This is a genomic window from Lactobacillus helveticus DSM 20075 = CGMCC 1.1877 (genome assembly GCF_000160855.1).
Classification (GTDB): domain Bacteria; phylum Bacillota; class Bacilli; order Lactobacillales; family Lactobacillaceae; genus Lactobacillus; species Lactobacillus helveticus.
The window spans coordinates 41,598-60,766 of sequence record NZ_GG700760.1; the positions used below are offsets into that span (position 1 = coordinate 41,598).

The window sequence follows — 19,169 nt, forward strand, 5'->3', positions numbered from 1 at the left end:
ATGAAATATATTTCATTACTACGTAGAAAATACAATTTTTTTGTTAAGTCATTTGTTATTTTAGTGTCTTTAGCTTAGAATTAATAGAGAAATTTATAAATTAAAATCAATATATAGTGGTGTGTGAAACTTATGAATGATGAACGATTCGTGGAAGTAAAGAACCTCAAGAAGGTATACGACAACGGTCATGAAGCAATTAAAGATGTTAGCTTTTCAGTTAAGAAAGGCGACCTTGTTTGTTTGCTTGGACCATCTGGTTGTGGTAAGACAACCATTTTGAACATGTTAGCAGGATTACTCAATCCTACTAGTGGAGATATTCTTTTTGATGGAAAGTCTGTTGTTAACGTAGCTCCAAAAGACCGACAAATTGGCTACGTTTTCCAGAACTATGCTTTATATCCACACATGACAGTATTACAAAATGTTATGTTTCCTTTAACTGTAGGTAAACAAAAGATGCCTAAGGATAAAGCTAAGGAAATTGCGGAAAAGTACATGAAGACTACTCAAATTATGGAATTGGCTGACCAAAAGCCAGGTGATTTGTCAGGTGGTCAACAACAGCGTGTTGCTATTGCACGTGCTTTGGTTCAACAACCTAAGATTTTGTTAATGGACGAACCTTTGAGTAACCTTGATGCAAGATTGCGTTTGAAGATTCGTGAAGAAATTCGTGCTTTGGTAAAGAAGGTAGGCATTACTACTTTATTCGTTACCCACGATCAAGAAGAAGCATCGTCCATTGGTGACAAGATTATCCTCTTCAACAATGGGGTAATTCAACAAGATGATTTAGGTCAAAACTTCTATCTTGAACCAAATAATTACTTCGTTGCCAACTTTGTTGGTAATCCAGTTATTGATAACTTTAAAGTTCAAGTTAATAACGGCAAGATCGTAGGTAGTGATTTTGAAATTAACGTTGATGACTTAGATAAAAGTCGTTTTAAGCGTGACTTAACTGATGGCGAATATATTTTATCTGTTCGTCCAGAAAATATTTTGCTAGGTGATCATGGTGAGGTTTCAGCTAAGGTAGATGATGTTGAATTGATCGGACGTGAACGTATTTTGAAATTCACTCATGATGGCGTTCAAGCTCGTTCACTTGTAGATCTTGAAACTCCTATTAAGCCTGGTGACAATATTAATTTGAAGATGCGACTCAATCGAATATTCCTGTTTACTAAGGAAGGAGAACGTATCTACTAATGAAAACTAATCAGAAAAAAGCGTGGCTCTTTTTAGCGCCAACGATTATTTTTGTTACTTTCTTTAGTATTTATCCAATCTTGCGGGCGTTTGTAATGAGTTTTCAGAGCGGTTCTTTGATCAATATGAACTGGACCGGGCTGAGCAACTATCAATACATTTTTCATGATCCGGAATTTTGGCGTGCTATTAGAAATACCATTCTTTATGCATTGATCTCTGTGCCAGTTGCTTTGGCTATTTCAATCATGTTAGCTTGGTTTATGTTTAGTAAGGTAAAGCATAAGTCATTCTTTGAAACGACTTTCTTTATGCCTTATGTAACATCAACTATCGCAATTGGTATTGTTTTCCGTTATATTTTTAATGGTGAATATGGGTTGCTTAACTTCTTGTTAAGAGCACTTCATTTGCCAGCTCCAAACTGGATTGATGATCCGGCAATGTCGCTTACAACCATCATTATCTTTGGTGTATGGACTTCATTAGCCTTTAACATCGTTATCTTGATGGGAGCATTGCGTAATATTGATCCTAACTATTACACTATTGCAGATATGTATGGTGCTAGCGGTACAGAAAAATTCTGGCGCATTACAATGCCACAATTGGTACCAACTATTGCCTTCTTGCTTACGATGAACATTATTGCAGCGTTTAAGATTTATACTTCAGTATATGCATTGTTCAACGGCCAAGCAGGTGTTGGTAACTCCGCTACAACGGCAGTGTTCTACATTTATAACAAGTTCCAAATTGTAGGTACGCCAGGTGTTGCGATGGCCGCAACGGTTGTATTGTTTATCATTATTATGTTTGTAACGTTCTTGCAACGTAAGATGATGAAAAAGATTGGAGGACGGTAAAGAATGAAGAAAATTCGTTGGGGTACTTTGATTGCATATATTGTGTTAGCAATTTTCGCAATTATTACCGTCTTTCCATTTATCTACATGATTTTAGGCGGGTTAATGAGTTTTAGGGAAACTACTACTATTCCGCCAACAATTATTCCTAAACATTTTGAATGGGCTAACTATACTAAGGTCTTTGCACAAGCTCCATTTGGTCGCTACTTCTTAAACACCTTTATTACTGCTAGTGTTACTACAATAGTAAGTTTGTTTAACGCCTTGCTTGGTGCTTTTGCCATGGTTAACTTGAAGTTTAAGGGCAAAGGCGTAGTGCAAATTGTTCTTTTGTCATTGTTAATGGTGCCGGGTGAAGCAATTATCTTTACCAACTACAACACTATTGCTCAAATGGGCTTGCTTAACACCTACATCGGTTTGGTATTACCATTCTTGACTTCAATTTTCTACATGTATTACTTACAAAGCTACTTTGGCTCTATTTCACAAATTATTTATAAGACTGCGATGATTAACGGAGCAAGTGACTGGGAATACATTTGGAGAATTTTGGTTCCAATGTCTAAAGGTGGTTTGTTCACTGTAGCATTGTTGAGTTTCATTTCTGGTTGGAATTCATTCCTATGGCCATTATTGGTAACTAATGAAGACAGCATGAGACTTTTGAACAACGGTTTAACTTCATTTGCTTCAGATGCAGGTAGTGAGACACAGTTGCAACTTGCAGCCGCAACGCTGACTGTTTTGCCAATCTTGATCTTGTACTTCATCTTTAGAAAACAAATTATTCGAGGGGTGGTACGTAATGACCTTAAAGGATAAGACAACAGTTACTTTTTATAATGGTTTAACTACCATTGGCGGACCAATGATTGAAGTGGCTTATAACAAGTCACACGTTTTATTTGATCTTGGGGAAGTATATCGCCCTGAGCTTAAATTGCCTGATGAAAGTTATCAAACTTTGATTAAGAATGAATTGATCGGGGATGTGCCTAACTTCTATGATCCTAAGATTACGGGTAAGGCAATTGATACTGATCGCTGGGAACATGCGGCAGCATATATTTCTCACTTGCATCTTGATCATAGTAAAGCAATGAATTTGCTGGCTCCGGAAATTCCGCTTTATGCTGGATCAATTACCGCTCATTTGTTGCCAGCATTAAATGAAAAAGGCGACTTTTTATTGCCAGCTGCTGGTCATGATAAGAGCTATACTCGTCCGATTATTGCGGCTGAATATAAGAAGCCAATTCAAGTCGGTGATATTACCCTCGAAATATATCCTAGTGATCACGATGCTTATGGCGCTACAGGTTTGATTGTTAGAACGCCTGATAAGCAAATTGCCTACACTGGTGATATTCGTCTTCATGGTTATCATCCTGATAGGGTGCGTGAATTTATGAAGGCATCCAGGGGTAGTGATATGCTGATTATTGAAGGTACAGGAGTTTCTTGGCCAGAAGAAAAGCATGATGAAAATAGTGAAGAATTTACTGGCCCTAAGAATGAGGTTGAATTAACCGAAGAAATCGTTCGCTTGCAAAATGAAAATCCTGAACGTCAAATCACTTTTAACACTTATCCAACTAATGTGGAAAGAATGTTAAGAATTATTGCTGATTCACCAAGAAAAGTTGTTTTGCATGCAGAACGTGCCCACTTGATTAAGGAAAGCTTGGATGAGGATTATCCTTACTATTACTTGCCACAAGATAAGAAGTATTCTGACTTAAATCCAGAACTTGAAGTAAGTTATGATGAGCTTTTAAAAGATAATCATAAATACTTGTGGCAAGTTGTCACCGATTATGATAAGCTTCGAGAAGGCGGTTTATACATCCACTCTAATGCAGAACCGCTCGGTGATTTTGATCCTGCCTACAAACCATTTGTAGAGCAGTTTGCTAAAAATAATATAGAGTTCAAAGCATTGCGTTGTTCAGGACACGCCGATGAAAAAGAACTCAAGGAAATAATTGCCGGGATTCAGCCAGCTATTTTGGTACCGGTGCACACATTGCATCCGGAGCTGGAAGAGAATCCATTTGGAGAACGGATTTTACCTAAACGTGGTCAAACAGTCACGCTTTAGTGAATCAAAAAAATATTGTTGTTTAGTTTTACTTTTTAGGAGGATTATCTAATGAAGTTTAGTAAGAAACTTGCTATGGCTGCCGTTGCTGCTTTAGCCTTAGTTGGAACTGCTGCTTGTTCAAATGGCAACAAGAATTCGTCATCAAGCTCAGAGAAGATTCCATCAAAGATTACCAAGAAGACAACAGTTGTGTTCTGGAATTCAATGACTGGTGTTCAACAAACTACCCTGAAGCAATTGACCAAGGATTTTGAAAAGAAGAATCCTAAGATCACTATCAAGCTTGAAAACCAAGGTGCATATAACGATTTGCAAGCTAAGATCAACTCAACCTTGCAATCACCAAACAACTTGCCAACTATTACTCAAGCATACCCAGGTTGGCTTTGGAACGCCGCACAAAACAAGATGCTTGTTGACTTAACTCCATACATCAACAACAAGAATGTTGGTTGGGGCAGTGCTAAGGCTTCTGACATTACCCCTGATCTTCTTGATGGTGCTAAGATCAAGGGTACTCAATACGGTATTCCATTTAACAAGTCAATTGAAACTTTGACTTACAACAAGACCATGTTTGAAAAATATGGTATTAAGAAGGTTCCAAGTACTTGGGAAGAATTCAAAGATGTTGCAGAAACTATCTACAAGAAGAGTAATCACAAGGTTGTAGGTGCTGGCTTTGACTCATTGCCAAACTACTACACTATTGGTATGAAGGATGAAGGGGTAAACTTCTCAGACAAGATTAACTTCAGTGGTGCAACTTCAAAGAAAGTTATTAACTACTACGCAGATGGTATCAAGAAGGGCTACTTCAGAACTGCTGGTTCAGAACACTACCTTTCAGGTCCATTTGCTAACCAAAAGGTTGCAATGTTTGTAGGTACTTCTGCAGGTGAAGGCTTTGTTAAGCAAGGTGTAGGCGACAAGTTCACTTACGATGTTGCTCCACGTCCTGGCAAGTACACTTTGCAACAAGGTACTGACATTTACATGTTCAACCACGCTAGTGCAGAACAAAAGGCTGCTGCATTCAAGTACATTAAGTTCTTGGTATCACAATCAAGCCAACTTAAGTGGGCTAAAGCTACTGGTTACATCCCAGTTAACGAAAAGACCATTAAATCAAAGGCTTACAAGGACAACAAGAGCATCAAGCTTCCTGCTAAGCTTCAAGATGCTATGAAGCACCTTTACAGTGTTCCAGTTGCTAAGAACTCAAACGCTGCATACCAACAATTGGACAGTATTCAACAAAACATCTACGCAGCTGCAGAAAAGGGACAAAACATTAACAGTCAAATTGAAGCTGGTAAGCAAAAGTTTGACGCTGCTTGGAAGCAATAAAACTAAATAGCAATTAATTTCAAAAGACAGACCGTGCTGGGTCTGCCTTTTTTGAAGGAAATAATAAGTTTGCGGTTCCTATGTGCTTCGAAAAAATGGTACCATTTATTAGGTAATAAAAAAGCAGAGGTGAGCTAGTTGATTAGACAACAAAATTTCCCCGTACCCACAAAATATAAGTGGTACGACATCAACAACTTAAGTGAAGAGGACAGTGAGAAATTGCAAAAAGATTTCAATTTCACACCGGATATCATTTCATATATTTCTGACCGTCACGAACGTCCTCACTACGACTACGATTTACACACGCATAGTCACCTGTTAGTTTATGATGTTCCTATTTGGCCGACCAATACGATTAAGCATTTTACCTCACAACCAATTACTTTCTTAGTTGTTGGTGAAAATGTCTTTACTTTCCATACGGAATCAACTAGCTATGTTTTTGATGAATTTAATGATGAGTATATGCGTGAGCGACTTTCTGAGGCCAAAGATGTAACAGAGTTGTTGGTGCTCTTCTTCCTTTATTCATCACAATATTTCCAGCGTGCTGTAACTCAGCTCGATGTTGAGCGTAATAGCTTGGATCAAAAATTATCTGATGATATTAACAACAAGGATCTAGTTGAATTGTCCAATATTGAAAAAAGTTTGGTTTATTTATCTAGTTCAATTCAAACAGATTTGATAATGCTTCACAGTTTGGATCATAGCAAGTTGGACTTCACTAAGGATGCGCGTGAGCGACTTGATGACGTTCTCATTGAATCAAGCCAGTCTGCAGAAATGGTTCAGATTTCTCAACAAGTAACCAAGACGCTGTCGGCTACCTCGAATAACATGATGAACAATAACTTGAACGATACCATGCGATTTTTGACAGGGTGGTCACTAGTGTTAACTATTCCAACTATTTTGACAGGGTTTTATGAAATGAATGTTAGCCTGCCTATTTTAAAAAATTCATTTGACTGTATTTTGATTACTGTTTTGATGGTAGTCTTAATGGTTTGGCTGGTCGTTTTAATGAAAAAGCATCACTTCTTTTAAAGAGGAAATCTTATGAAACATAAAATATTGATAGGCTCTATTATTTCTACTTTGTTAGCATTTATCTTATATACAAGCAATATGAGACGAGTTGAAAATGCGCAGCTCAAGATTGTAGGACCTACAACTAGCAAAGTTAAGAAAAGCAAGAAGAAGGTTAAAGAGCCCAAGATTAAGAAGGTTAAGGAACCTAAAGTTAATTCAATTGAGTATTCTAATCACGTTAAGGCAAAAAGCGGCAGTAATAAGCAACTAGTTAAAATGATCAAAAAGGTAATGGGACTTGATGACAGTTATCAAGTTGCTGTCCAAGATTTAAACAATTCTAGTCGTTATGCAGTTGTATCAAATACTGCCAAAGCGCATGACGCTAAAGACGTGATGAAGCTCTTCTTGTTAATTGCACTTTATGAACAAGAACAGAAGGGCAAAATAGGCTCTAAAACAGCGATTAAAATTAAAAAGGCTGATAAGGCCAAAGGCGATGGCATGTTCCAAGTCAACATGGCTTATGGTGTTGCCTATTTGCGTGAAGCAATGTTGAAGAACAATAAGACTGCTTCCAATGCATTGATTAGAAAAATTGGCATTAAGAGTATTGAATCAGTTGCCAAAATAATGGGAGCTGATCAAACTACTATAGCCAAACGCTTTACTGGTGATGCTTATGGCAAAACTACTGCTAATGATCTAGCTAAAACTATGATCGGTCTTTATCAAGGAAGAGTTTTGAATCGACAATATGCCAGCAAGGTCTTGAGTGCTTTAGCTAAGTCAAAAGAACGAATCAAGATGGTTAAGGGCATCAATGGTGGCGTTTATGCTACAGGTGATGATGATTTTGCTACAGCAATTGTTCAAGGTAAAGGAAATTACTGTATAGCAGTGTGGAGCAGCAATAATAAGAACTTTAATAAGTTAGCCAAGAATGTTAACACTTGGTTCGATAAGAAACATAAATAAGAGATGAAGATAATGAAGCTTGAAAAGGGCTTCATTATTTTTTTATTAGAAAAAGCAATTATTTACACATTGTAGATTGTAATCTTCAAATTGTAGTGATATATTATCTAGTATGCTAGGAAAAGGAGGGACGTTATGGCACAGAAGAGAAATCTTGATCTAGATAAGATAATTGATCAAGCAACTAAGATGATTAGTGAGAAGGGGTTGAGTGCGACAACTTTGCCGGCTTTGGCCAAAGCATTGAATGTGCGCTCGCAGTCACTATATCATTATGTATCTGGTCGCAAGCAATTATTATCTTTGGTTGGTGCAAGGGAGATCAGAATTTTGCGGCATCAATTAATGGATGATTTGATTGGCTTGTCTGGCAGGAATGCATTGCTTAAGTTTGCTGATACGGTGCGGGATTTTTTGTTAGGCGATCAGGCTTTATCAAGCATTTTGTATCACTTGAATGAATATCCTAAGGACGCGGCAATTAGTCAAGAGATTTTGAATCTGATCAAATTGGGCGAAAGGCTTAATTTTAGAAAAGATAGGGCCATTTCGTTCCATGCTTTAATTGGCGCTGTATTGGGTTACGTTTTTTTGGATAATTCTTCTTCATTTGTTGATGAAACAAAGGATGAATCTAATCGTAATTATCATGAGATGATTCTGCGACTTGTAGAACCAGTACCTGATTTACAAATAGGGAGGAAATAGGAAAGTGCATAAATTTCTGAAAAACCATGTTTTTTCTTTAATTGCATGGATTTTGATATTGATAATTTCCATCTTTGCTTTGCCTAATATTAAGGAGCTGACTAATGCCCACTCGGACATTACGCTTCCAAGTAATGTGCAAAGCAATGTGGCACAATATATCAAAAACAATTGGGGTGCAAAAAAGAAAAACACCTATGAAGTAGCACTTGTTTTTAACAAGAAACATGGCAAGCTGACGGAGGCTGATAAAGCAGCTATCAATAATACGCTTGACAAGTTTACTAATGATAAACACAAGTATGGAATTAAGGATTCACTTCTTCCAGATTCTAATATTGCTACAAGAAAGAAGCTTCAATCAAAAGATGGTACGACTTGGGTAGCACAATTTAATATTGCTAAGAGTCATGGCACTATTGAAGAAGTTTATAACCAAATGAACAGGGATGCCAAGACGCAAGGTCTTCGCACTTATGTAACTGGTGCTGATATTTTGCAGCATGACTTCTCTACTTCAATTCAAGAAGGAATTAAGAAGACTGAAGCTATTACCGTTGTATTTATTTTCATTGTTTTGGTAATCGTCTTTAAGTCACCAATTGTTCCATTAATTTCATTATTGACAGTTGGGGTATCATTCCTTACTTCCTTCTCAATCGTTACAAACTTAGTTGAACATGCTAACTTTCCATTCTCTAACTTTACACAAGTGTTCATGGTTATCGTCCTCTTTGGTATTGGTACCGACTACAACATCTTGCTGTATGACAAGTTTAAAGAGAATCTGGGGAAAGGGATGGACAAGTACGAGGCCTTACATGATGCGCTTTTCAAAGCTGGTAAGACAATCTTGTACTCCGGTTTATCAATCTTAATCGGATTTACTGCATTAAGTTTAGCTAAGTTCTCAGTTTACCAATCAACCGTTGGTGTTGCGGTTGGTGTTGCGGTACTTTTGGTGGTGCTTTTAACACTCAACCCATTCTTCATGGCAGTTCTTGGTAAGAAAATGTTCTGGCCAGTTAAGAAATTTACTGGTGAAAGCGATGATAAACTTTGGCATGGAATTTCCGCTTCAACTTTAAAACACCCAATTATTTACTTGGTTGTTTTGGCTGTAGTTACTATTCCATTTATGCTAATGTATTCAGGTCACCTGAATTACGATGATACTGATGAAATTGCTGATTCAGTTCCATCTAAGCAAGGTTTATTGGTAGTTCAAAAACACTTCTCAGAAGGCATGGCTGAACCATCATACTTGTACATTAAGAGTAAGCATCGTTTAGACAATGAAGAAAACTTGAAGTTAATTGATCAATTGACCAAGCAACTTCAAAACTCAAAGGATGTTTCATTTGCAACATCTGTAACCGAGCCATATGGTGAGCCAATTGATATGCTTTATGTGAATAATCAATTGAACACTGTTAATGACGGTGTTGACCAAGCTCGTTCTGGTTTGGGTAAGTTAAGCAAAGGTTCTAACAAGGTGGCTAATGGTGCCAACAGCTTGAAGGATGGTGCAGATCAACTTCAAGATGGTACTAGTCGTCTTCAAAGTGGTGCGCAACAATTAGTTGGTGGTACTAGTCGTTTGCAAAATGGTGCACAACAATTACAAAGTGGTGCCGTTCGGTTACAAAACGGTTCAAATCAATTAGTTAGTGGTGCAGCTCGTCTTGAAACTGGTGCTGGTCGTTTGGCTAGTGGTACTCATGCACTTCAAAGTGGTGCAAGCAGTTTACAAAGCGGTGCTAACAAGTTGCAAAATGGTGCTAACAGCTTACAAGCTGGTACCAAGACTTTGCAAAATGGTACCCAACAAATGGCTAACCAATTGCAACAATTGAGTTCACAACTTTCAAACCAATTAAGTGGTTCGAACAAGCAACAACTTGCTGCATTGCAAACTGCTTTGCCACAAATTAACAGTGGTATTCAACAATTGAATGCTGCTTTAGGCAATTCTGTTGATGTTTCATCTGCAACTAGTGGTTTAGCTGCTGTACAAAAACAAGCAGCTCAATTGGAAAGCAGCTTGAAGGAATTGCAAAGTGCTGCTGGTAGTGTCGGTTCATCTGTAAGTCAGGCAGATGTTCAATCAGCAATTAGTGCTGCAGTTCAATCAGCTGTGAAAGATGTTCCAAATGATCAAAAACAAGCAGCTCAACAAGCAGCAACTGCAGCTGCAACCCAAGCGGTACAATCAGTAGTTCAAAAAGCTCAAGCTGGTGCTAATACTGACAAGTTAAAGTTAGCTATGCAAAATGCAACTCAAGCTGCTCAAGGATTACAAGGCTCAATGGCTGCAATGCAACAAAGTGATTTGATGACACAACTTCAAAGTTTGAAGACTCAAGTGAATACTTTAGCTCAAGCCTCAAACCAAGCACTTCCAGGTGCTGCCACTGCTTTGAACCAATTAAGCTCAGGCTTAAGTCAAGTTCAATCAGCTGCTAGCGCAGGTGTTGCCGGTGCAAACAAGCTTAACTCAGGTGCCGCAGCTCTTAACAGCGGTGCAGGTCGCTTGAGTACTGGTCTTGGCAGTCTTGCAAGTGGTGCTGGTCGTCTTAATGCTGGTGTTGGTCAACTCAACAGTGGTGCTGGCCAACTTCAATCTGGGTTAGGTACTCTTGCCAACGGTGCAGGTACTCTTAACACTGGTCTTGGCACACTTGCAAATGGTGCCGGTCAACTTAACTCAGGTGTTGGTCAATTAGCTGGTCAAGCTCCAGCCCTTATCTCAGGTATTGGTCAACTCAACAGTGGTGCTGGCCAACTCAGCATGGGTGCTGGCAAGTTAGCTGCTAAGGTTCCAGAACTTACTACTGGTATTGACACTGTAAACAGTGGTTTAGGCCAAGGTGAAACTTACTTGAAGGGCTTAGGTTCATCTGCAGCTGCAGATACCTTCTACATTCCAAAGGACTTCTTGAAGAATGAAATGTTCAAGAAGTCAATGGATGTATACCTTAGCCCTGACAAGAAGTCAGCTCAAATCATCATAGTCTTCGATTCAAACCCAAGTGCAACCGAAGCTACTAACGAATCACAAGAATTGAGCGCAATGGCTAAGAAGACCTTCCAAGGTACTGCTCTTAAGAATGCTACTGTTGCTATGGGTGGTCAAAGTTCAAAGATTAAGGATACTAAGACAGTTGCCAGCGGCGACTTCCTTAGAACTGCCGCAATCATGTTAATTGGTATCGGTATTGCCTTAATGTTTGTAACTCGTTCACTTCTTCAACCAGTTTACATTCTTGGTACTTTGCTTATCGCATACCTTTGCTCACTTTCAATCAACCAATGGATTGTTAAGGCTGTTCTTGGTAGAAGCATGCTTTCATGGAACACACCATTTTTCAGCTTTATCATGTTGATTGCCTTAGGTGTTGATTACAGTATCTTCCTCATGACTCGTTATCGTGAACTTGAGACTGAAGGTTACACAACTCCAAGTTCAAGAATCTTGAAGGCATGTGCTATTATCGGTACTGTTGTTGTTTCAGCTGCAATTATCTTGGATGGTACTTTTGCAGCCTTGATCCCATCAGGCATCCCAACCTTGATTGAAGTTGCTTTGACTGTGGATGTTGGTTTGTTAATCTTGGTATTTATCTTGCCAATTACTTTATCAGCTGCAGTTAAATTAACTTATGAAGGTGTCAACTTCGGTAGGTTGTTTAAGAAAAACAATAAATAATAATTAACTCAAAAGACTCTACAATTGCTGTAGAGTCTTTTTTGTATTCATAAGTAAGAATTTAATTGGTTACTAACAAAATCCGCTCATGTCGTCACTATTTGCCTTCATCTGCATGTTATAATTATTGATAAAGAAGCAATAAGAGAGGGCTTTATATGACTACGTGTCCAAATTGTGGTCAAGCGATTAATGAAAAGGACGATATTTGTTCAAATTGTGGTTTTAATCTAAAGAAATACCGTGACAACTTTTTCACAGATCAGCATATTAAGACTAAGTATGAATCTGATAATGAGGGGCAACAAATTATCAGCCGTGCTGCATATCGGGCAGAATTTTATCCCGAAAAGCAAAATTCTACTGTTCAACGTATGATTGCTTGGGTAAGAAAAAATGCCACTTTAGTTTTTCTATTAGGTGTTTTTCTGTTAATTCTGATGAGCTTTTCAAGAGCAGCAGGTTGGATTAGTTTTTTGGCTTTGATGATTTGGCTTTATATTGTTTGTGATCAACAAAAGAAGATTGAACAATATACAGTTGATAAACGATTAACTCAAAAAATTAACCAAATGGGATCTAAAATCTTCAATCGAGTTGATGAGCGCGAAGACGGAATAAAAAAGCGTAATGCAGATTTTGAACAAAGTCATCCGCGTGTTGAAAAACAGATGCGTGAAATAAAGAAGCAAAGACAAAGTCGCTTTAACTACGTTCAATTATCAGTCATTTTAACAGCGCTAATTAGTTTAATCGTTCTCTTTACCGATTCAGGTGCGGCCGTTTCAGCTGTGAGCTACACGCAGAGAATGTCGATCTCCAATATGATTTTCAGTTTGGCAGGCAGATTACTATCATCTGGAGCCACTTCTGTTTATTCGATTGTGCTTTATCTTGTCTGGCTGTTTTTATTCCTTTTCCCAATATTTATCATTTACAATATATTGAAAAATACACGATCCAGTCAGGCTTTAGCTTTTGTTTTGTCACTAATTGAAACGATCTTTTTAATTTATTTAATCTATAAATTATCTAGTTCTAGTCGTGCTGCAACTGGCGTTATGAGTCAATTAATCAGTCAGTTGATTATTTATGCTGTATCATTAGGTGCGTCTGCTTATTTCTTGATTTTATCTAGTGCACTTACTACGGTTTTATCAGGTTATAATTTATTTAAGAAAAAAGAAAATTAGAGCATAAAAAAAGGAGCAAATCTGCTCCTTTTTTCGTATAGTCAATTATTGATTATTTTTAGTAACATCAATAACTAGATGTTCGTTAACAAATGCCATCATGCCTAAGTCACTTAATTCACGGCCATAGCCCGATTTCTTAACTCCGCCAAATGGAAGTTCACCTGAGGTGATCCAGCGACCGTTGATGACTGTCATTCCCGTTTCAATTTGTGCGGCAACCTTTTTAGCGCGATCAATATTACGGCTAATAACTGATGAACCAAGGCCATAGCTTGAATCGTTAGCTAATTGAATAGCTTCATCGTCATCTTGAACCACATAGACTTCAGCAACTGGTCCAAAGAGTTCTTCATCGAAGATTGGGTTGTTTTTATCAATATTAGTTAAAACTGTAGGTCTAAAGAATGCACCTTTGGAATCAATTTCAGGATATTGATAGAAGACTTTAGCTCCTGCCTCAGTTGCTGCTTGAACTTGTTTTTCTAATTTCTCTTTAGCTCTTTCTGAGTTCATTGGTGGCAAAGTAGTATCTGCTTCAAGCGGATCACCAGCCTTTAACTCAGAGAAGACGTTTCTAAGTTCATGCAAAACTTCGTCATAACGTGATTTTTTGACAATAATTCGCTTAGATGAAGTACATACCTGTCCACCGTTATAGGTTCTGGCATCGTTTAAAACGTTGCGCAATAATTGCGGATCGGCATCGTCTAATACGATAAAGGCATCATTGCCGCCAAGTTCCATGGTAGACTTCTTTAGATTTTTACCAGCAGCTTCAGCAACAGCACTACCGCCACGCTCTGATCCGGTTAATGCCACGCCTTGAATTCGTGGATCAGCAATAACGTCTGCTAATTGGTCATAGTTGAGGTAAAGATTGAGCAGACAGCCTTCAGGTGCTCCAGATCTCTTGATAATTTTAGCGATTAAGGCTGCTGAACCTGGTACGTTGTGAGCGTGCTTAAGCAAAACAGGATTACCTACGATGAAGTTAGGCGCAAATACGCGAACTACTTGATAGAGTGGGAAGTTCCATGGTTCGCAAGCCATGATTACACCTGTGGATTGCTTTAAGTAATAAGCATCGCCCAATTTGCTTTTAATAGGCGTAGGTTTTAACATTGCTGCACCATTTTCTGCGTAATAATCACAAATAGAAGCACATAATTCAACTTCTTCTTTTGATTCACGCAATAATTTTCCCATCTCTAGGGTCATCATTTTAGCTAATTCATCTTCATGCTCACGAAAGGCATCTGCAATTTTGTGCAAAAGTTCTGCACGACTGCTTGGATCTTCATGACGCCATTTTTTATATAGCATGTGCGCTAAATTGATTGCCTCATCGATTTGTTGGGATGTTGGATTATTATAGCTAGCGAATTCTTCGTTGGTGTATGGATTAATTGATTGATATTTGGACAATTTCTTTCCCCCATTCAGTAAGTTTTATCTCTATAAAGTTATGCTTATATTATAAAGAGCTTGCAAATAAAACACAGCTATTTTCATTCATTTAATTGTTTAAGCAGTTTTCGAGCCTTGTTCAAGGTGATGCGATTGCGGTTGATACGAGCAAACGCAATCGCATCATGCAAGTGCTGACTAATAATTGTTTTATCTTTATTTTGCGCTATGTCATTAATGCCTTGCTGCAGGAGAATGCGAGCCATGTAAAAGATGACATGCTTTTCAGTACTGATCTTGTAGGCGTAACGCAAAAGTGAATTGGATTCTTTGTACATTTCGCGTTGACCATAAAATTCACTAGCATCGCATAAAATAGCTAGAGCATGCAAGGTTGTAAGTGGGTTGTTGATTTCAACGTCTTTAATATTTTTGAGAACTTGGCTGTAATAATGCTCTGCCTTTTTCGTCTCACCTTGCTTAGCATAAATCTGACTGCAGCCATTGAGTGCGAGCAAACGATAGATATCGTTTTTAGGCAGATCTTTAGTTGTCAAAATATTATTGAAATAAAACAAGGCACTCATTTCATTGCGGTCGCTTTTAAGTGCGTATTGTCCTCGTAAAAATTGATAGTGCACCTGATCTGTTTTACGTTTGAGAGTATCTTCGTTAACTTCAGACAGCAAGTTCAAGATTTTTGTGTAGGCATAATTAATAAATGAAAAGTCTGCATCAAATAGCAGTTGAGCAATTCGTTGCTCATCACTGCGATTAATAATATCGCCAACTTCGATATGCAAGCGATTGCATAGCTGATTAAGAATTTTTAAGGAGGGCACTTGACCGTTATTTTAAAAATTACCTAAAGTTGATTGTGTACAGATACCATCACAAAGTTCCGTTTGCGATAGTTTCTGTTTTTTACGTATTTGAACGAATTTTTTGATATCGATAATCATTGTTTTTGTCTCTTAATTGTTTGATATAAAAAGTCCAGGGATTCATCAATATAATCCTGACTATAATCCATAGCGTGGCCGTGTCCTGGAATTACTAATAATTGCACGCCGTGATTTTCTTTAGCTAAGAATTTAATAAAATCTAGTGTAGTGGATAACGGTGTTAGTTCATCAGTAGAGTTAAGCATCATTAATTTGCCCAATTTAGAAAAATCATATGATTGAGCATCAAGCTTTTGTAAAACATCAGCTTTGTCTGAGCCGGCATAAGCTAGAGTGAAGTACTTGTAAAAGGATGCTCTGATTTGTGCAGGATCAGTGATGCCGAAGTCTTGCTTGGCTTGTGGGGATGCCTTAACATCTTGATGCTGCTTAATCCAGTTGGCATATTCAACAGGGCCAGACCAAGTCACAGTTGGAAAACCGTACTTACCGGCCACGTATAAAGCCATTGTGCCACCAACGCTGGCACCGATTTGAACGATATTCTTGATGTCATCATGATCGGTATAATCGGAATTTAACAGCCACTCGACAAAATGAAGTGCATCATCATGAGCAGCTGGAAAATGGTTTGCTGGAGCTAAGCTGTAGTTAGGGATAAAAGTCATGAATCCGGCATTAGCAAAATCTACGCCTACTTTTTTAACATCTTTTTTGTCTCCGCGAAGCCAGCCGCCACCATGCCAAAAGATTAAAATTTTAGTATCAGAAGTTGTATCATTTGGATAGTAGATATCAGCTCCTAGTTCTTTATTCTCGTCATAAATAATATTATTTTTAATGACTACCATAATCTGTGTTCCTTTCATTTCTACTGTTAAGAATATTATATATTAACTAAAAAGCAGATAAGTTAATAAACACTTGCTAAGTTTTTTGATAGAATTAGTGTATTAAATTTCTGAAAGAAGGCGAAAAAGATGCATCATTTGTCAGCTAAGGCCAGTCGTAAACTAATCAATATTGCGACGGTGGTCTGTGGATTAGTAATTATTTTGTTGGTCATTTATTGGTATCAATTAGGGATATTTACTGATCAAACGAAGATGCGCGCTTATTTAGCCAATAAACAAATCGTTGGGCCAATCATTTTCGTATTGATCCAGATTGTCCAGGTAGTAATCCCAATTATTCCAGGTGGTGTTTCTTTGTTAGGTGGGGTGGTCTTTTTTGGACCAGTCGCCGGATTCATCTATAATTACGTCGGAATTTGCATCGGCTCAATTATCAACTTCTTTTTGGCTAGGCGTTATGGGCGTCCATTTATTTTGCACATTGTTTCAGAAAAAACGCTGGACAAATATATGAAGTGGACCGAGAATCAAAAGAAGTTTAATTGGTTTTTCGCCATCTGTATTGTTTCGCCTGTTGCGCCTGATGATGTGCTTTGTTTGCTTGCCGGCTTAACCAAGATGAAGTTTTGGACTTACTTTTGGATAATTATTTTATGTAAGCCATGGACAATTATTGCTTACAGCTTTGGCTTGCAGTACGGTGCCAAATGGCTTCTGAAGTTGATGGGTAAATAATGCTAGAATCAAAAAGAATATATTTAAGAAGATTTGAAGAAAAAGATGCAGAACAGCTATTGAAGTGGGGAAAGAATGCTCGCTACAATAATTTAGCTGCTTTTGAAAATTACCAAAATATAGATGAGGCTCGCCGCGGCGTTCAGCAATACATGGCACGTCCAGAGAGTTATATTATTTGTCTGCGACAAAATGATCAGACAATTGGCTTGATTGAACTATATGAACGCGGTTTAGATGAACAAAGTGGCTTGTTAAAAACAAAAGAAGTAGGCTTTTTGCTAGATCAAGCATTTGAAGGCAATGGCTATATGACTGAAGCGCTCCGTTTAATTTTGAATTATGCTTTTAAAAAGAAGCGTCAAAAAGAAATTTGGGCAGGAACTTTTGTAAATAATGAAAAATCGCAGAAATTATTGGAAAAACTAGGTTTTCAGTATGTTTATACCGTAGATTATTCCCAAATTAGTACACTTTTTTCGTATCAAGAAAAATATTATTTGCTCAAACAAGCAGAATGGCTTAAAATAGACGCAAACATGAAATCCTAAGACTACTTCAGAGAGTTCACGGTTGGTGCGAGTGAATGGATGTCGTTTCCAGATTTCGTTAAGATGGGCAATTAATAGTTGCACGGTTTGGCGTCGTTATTCGTCTGTTAAGAGGTGCAGTCTATATCTGACTGAAGATGGGTGGTACCGCGAAGCTGTGCAAGAGCCGATTCGTCCCAAGCAGGGGATGAGTCGGCTCTTTTTTGTATTATGGAGGTTTTTAATGCTTGATATTAAGGTGATTCGTGAGAATCTCGATTGGTCAAAGAAAAAGTTAGCTACACGTGGCATCAAGCCAGAAGAATTGGATGAATTGGTTGAAATCGATGCTAAGCGTCGTAAGGATTTAACCAAGAGTGAACAATTAAAGGCTAAGCGTAATGACGTTTCTAAGCAAATTGCTGAAAAGAAGCGCAATAAGGAAGACGCAAGTGATGCTATTCAAGCTATGCGTGAAGTAGGTAAGGAAATCAAAGACTTAGATAAAGAAGTCGCTGAATTGACTGAAAAGCAAAACTACATTTTGCTTAGATTACCTAACTTCCCAGCAGATTCAGATCCAATCGGCCCTGATGATAGCTACAATGAAGAAGTTCGTAAATGGAATGAACCAACTAAGTTTGACTTTAAGCCAAAGGCTCACTGGGACATTGGTACTGACCTTGGTATTTTAGACTGGGATCGTGCTTCTAAAGTTTCAGGTGCACGTTTTGTTTACTACATTGGTGCAGGTGCGCTTTTGGAACGTGCTGTCTTTAACTTCTTCCTTGATGAAAACACTAAGGATGGCTATACCGAAGTTATTCCACCATACCTTGTTAACGATGCATCAATGCAAGGTACTGGACAATTCCCTAAGTTCCACGAAGATGTTTATACTATCGTAGATAACGACGATCCAGATAAGCCACGTGACTTGACTTTGATTCCAACTGCTGAAGTTCCTTTGGTAAACTACTTCAGAAATGAAATTATTCATGAAAACAAGTTACCAATCAACGTAACTGCTTTATCACAAGCATTTAGAAGTGAAGCAGGTTCAGCAGGTCGTGATACTCGTGGCTTGATTAGAATGCACGAATTCCGCAAAGTTGAAATGGTTAAGGTATGTAAGCCAGATGAATCATGGGATGAACTTGAAAAGTTGACCCACAATGCTGAACACTTATTGCAAAAGTTAGGTTTGCCATATCACGTAGTCGCTTTGTCAACTGGGGATGCAAGTTTTACTAGTGCTAAGACTTACGATCTTGAAGTTTGGATGCCTGCACAAGACAAGTACCGTGAAATTTCAAGTTGTTCTAACTGTACTGACTTTCAAGCTCGTCGTGCACAAATTCGTTACCGTGACGAAGATGGCAAGCTTCACTTAGCTCATACTTTAAATGGTTCTGGTTTAGCTGTAGGTAGAGCAGTAGCTGCAATTTTGGAAAACTACCAAAACGAAGATGGTTCTGTAACTGTTCCTGATGTTCTTGTACCATACATGAATGGTATGAAGAAGATTACTAAAGAATCAGGTTTGATTTAATAAAAAATAA

Annotated in this window: 15 protein-coding genes and 1 pseudogene; 13 read left to right on the forward strand and 3 right to left on the reverse strand. The window is 38.0% G+C overall.

The features are described from left to right. Window positions 1-132: 132 nt before the first annotated feature. The 10 genes from HMPREF0518_RS08640 (at window position 133) to HMPREF0518_RS08685 (ending at window position 13,173) form a co-directional block, all read left to right on the forward strand. Complete coding sequence (locus HMPREF0518_RS08640; RefSeq protein ID WP_003629946.1) at window positions 133-1,218, forward strand: ABC transporter ATP-binding protein; 1,086 nt, start codon at window positions 133-135, stop codon at window positions 1,216-1,218. Next, window positions 1,218-2,084 carry a carbohydrate ABC transporter permease gene (locus HMPREF0518_RS08645; RefSeq protein WP_003627844.1) on the forward strand — a complete coding sequence of 289 codons (867 nt, stop codon included), beginning with the start codon at window positions 1,218-1,220 and terminating at the stop codon, window positions 2,082-2,084. The genes HMPREF0518_RS08640 and HMPREF0518_RS08645 overlap by 1 nt, the downstream gene beginning before the upstream one ends. Before the next feature lie 3 nt (window positions 2,085-2,087). Further along, complete coding sequence (locus HMPREF0518_RS08650) at window positions 2,088-2,912, forward strand: carbohydrate ABC transporter permease (protein WP_003627845.1); 825 nt, start codon at window positions 2,088-2,090, stop codon at window positions 2,910-2,912. Further along, window positions 2,896-4,191, forward strand: coding sequence for an MBL fold metallo-hydrolase (locus tag HMPREF0518_RS08655; RefSeq protein WP_003627846.1), 1,296 nt, complete (start codon window positions 2,896-2,898; stop codon window positions 4,189-4,191). Before HMPREF0518_RS08650 ends, HMPREF0518_RS08655 begins: the two co-directional genes overlap by 17 nt. 51 nt (window positions 4,192-4,242) lie before the next feature. Beyond that, window positions 4,243-5,544: an extracellular solute-binding protein gene (locus tag HMPREF0518_RS08660; RefSeq protein WP_003627847.1), complete on the forward strand. Its 1,302-nt coding sequence runs from the start codon at window positions 4,243-4,245 to the stop codon at window positions 5,542-5,544. A 138-nt stretch (window positions 5,545-5,682) separates the two neighbouring features. Continuing rightward, complete coding sequence (locus HMPREF0518_RS08665) at window positions 5,683-6,600, forward strand: magnesium transporter CorA family protein (RefSeq protein ID WP_003627848.1); 918 nt, start codon at window positions 5,683-5,685, stop codon at window positions 6,598-6,600. A gap of 12 nt (window positions 6,601-6,612) precedes the next feature. Further along, entirely contained in the window at window positions 6,613-7,563 is a 951-nt protein-coding gene (locus tag HMPREF0518_RS08670; protein ID WP_003629940.1) for a serine hydrolase, read from the forward strand. Window positions 7,564-7,698: 135 nt separating this feature from the next. Next, window positions 7,699-8,271, forward strand: coding sequence for a TetR/AcrR family transcriptional regulator (locus HMPREF0518_RS08675; RefSeq protein WP_003627850.1), 573 nt, complete (start codon window positions 7,699-7,701; stop codon window positions 8,269-8,271). Window positions 8,272-8,275: 4 nt separating this feature from the next. Next, entirely contained in the window at window positions 8,276-11,980 is a 3,705-nt protein-coding gene (locus HMPREF0518_RS08680) for an MMPL family transporter (RefSeq protein ID WP_003627851.1), read from the forward strand. A 158-nt stretch (window positions 11,981-12,138) separates the two neighbouring features. Further along, window positions 12,139-13,173, forward strand: a complete 1,035-nt coding sequence (locus HMPREF0518_RS08685; protein ID WP_003627852.1) for a zinc ribbon domain-containing protein — start codon at window positions 12,139-12,141, stop codon at window positions 13,171-13,173. A 45-nt stretch (window positions 13,174-13,218) separates the two neighbouring features. Here HMPREF0518_RS08685 and HMPREF0518_RS08690 read toward each other — a convergent pair whose 3' ends face one another. The 3 genes and pseudogenes from HMPREF0518_RS08690 to HMPREF0518_RS08705 all read right to left on the reverse strand — a co-directional run bounded on the left by HMPREF0518_RS08690 (window position 13,219) and on the right by HMPREF0518_RS08705 (window position 16,339). Beyond that, entirely contained in the window at window positions 13,219-14,601 is a 1,383-nt protein-coding gene (locus tag HMPREF0518_RS08690; protein ID WP_023192921.1) for an NAD-dependent succinate-semialdehyde dehydrogenase, read from the reverse strand. Between the two features lie 83 nt (window positions 14,602-14,684). Further along, window positions 14,685-15,542 (reverse strand): annotated as a pseudogene (locus tag HMPREF0518_RS08695) (helix-turn-helix domain-containing protein). Continuing rightward, window positions 15,542-16,339, reverse strand: coding sequence for an alpha/beta hydrolase (locus tag HMPREF0518_RS08705; protein ID WP_020829026.1), 798 nt, complete (start codon window positions 16,337-16,339; stop codon window positions 15,542-15,544). The pseudogene HMPREF0518_RS08695 and the gene HMPREF0518_RS08705 overlap by 1 nt, the downstream one beginning before the upstream one ends. A 129-nt stretch (window positions 16,340-16,468) precedes the next feature. On the opposite strand from HMPREF0518_RS08705, the gene HMPREF0518_RS08710 reads away from it, so the two are divergent. From HMPREF0518_RS08710 to serS, 3 genes are all read left to right on the forward strand, one after another. Further along, window positions 16,469-17,077, forward strand: coding sequence for a TVP38/TMEM64 family protein (locus HMPREF0518_RS08710; RefSeq protein WP_003627856.1), 609 nt, complete (start codon window positions 16,469-16,471; stop codon window positions 17,075-17,077). Continuing rightward, complete coding sequence (locus HMPREF0518_RS08715) at window positions 17,077-17,628, forward strand: GNAT family N-acetyltransferase (RefSeq protein WP_003627857.1); 552 nt, start codon at window positions 17,077-17,079, stop codon at window positions 17,626-17,628. The genes HMPREF0518_RS08710 and HMPREF0518_RS08715 overlap by 1 nt, the downstream gene beginning before the upstream one ends. A 223-nt stretch (window positions 17,629-17,851) precedes the next feature. After that, window positions 17,852-19,159, forward strand: coding sequence for a serine--tRNA ligase (serS, locus tag HMPREF0518_RS08720; RefSeq protein ID WP_003629932.1), 1,308 nt, complete (start codon window positions 17,852-17,854; stop codon window positions 19,157-19,159). Window positions 19,160-19,169: the final 10 nt, after the last annotated feature.

Excerpts from the sequence above, each read along its gene's own strand:
- HMPREF0518_RS08715 (WP_003627857.1), top strand. The coding sequence starts at position 17,077 with ATGCTAGAATCAAAAAGAATATATTTAAGAAGATTTGAAGAAAAAGAT.
- HMPREF0518_RS08705 (WP_020829026.1), bottom strand. The coding sequence starts at position 16,339 with ATGGTAGTCATTAAAAATAATATTATTTATGACGAGAATAAAGAACTA.
- HMPREF0518_RS08655 (WP_003627846.1), top strand. The coding sequence starts at position 2,896 with ATGACCTTAAAGGATAAGACAACAGTTACTTTTTATAATGGTTTAACT.
- HMPREF0518_RS08645 (WP_003627844.1), top strand. The coding sequence starts at position 1,218 with ATGAAAACTAATCAGAAAAAAGCGTGGCTCTTTTTAGCGCCAACGATT.
- HMPREF0518_RS08650 (WP_003627845.1), top strand. The coding sequence starts at position 2,088 with ATGAAGAAAATTCGTTGGGGTACTTTGATTGCATATATTGTGTTAGCA.
- HMPREF0518_RS08675 (WP_003627850.1), top strand. The coding sequence starts at position 7,699 with ATGGCACAGAAGAGAAATCTTGATCTAGATAAGATAATTGATCAAGCA.
- serS (WP_003629932.1), top strand. The coding sequence starts at position 17,852 with ATGCTTGATATTAAGGTGATTCGTGAGAATCTCGATTGGTCAAAGAAA.
- HMPREF0518_RS08640 (WP_003629946.1), top strand. The coding sequence starts at position 133 with ATGAATGATGAACGATTCGTGGAAGTAAAGAACCTCAAGAAGGTATAC.
- HMPREF0518_RS08660 (WP_003627847.1), top strand. The coding sequence starts at position 4,243 with ATGAAGTTTAGTAAGAAACTTGCTATGGCTGCCGTTGCTGCTTTAGCC.
- HMPREF0518_RS08685 (WP_003627852.1), top strand. The coding sequence starts at position 12,139 with ATGACTACGTGTCCAAATTGTGGTCAAGCGATTAATGAAAAGGACGAT.
- HMPREF0518_RS08670 (WP_003629940.1), top strand. The coding sequence starts at position 6,613 with ATGAAACATAAAATATTGATAGGCTCTATTATTTCTACTTTGTTAGCA.
- HMPREF0518_RS08710 (WP_003627856.1), top strand. The coding sequence starts at position 16,469 with ATGCATCATTTGTCAGCTAAGGCCAGTCGTAAACTAATCAATATTGCG.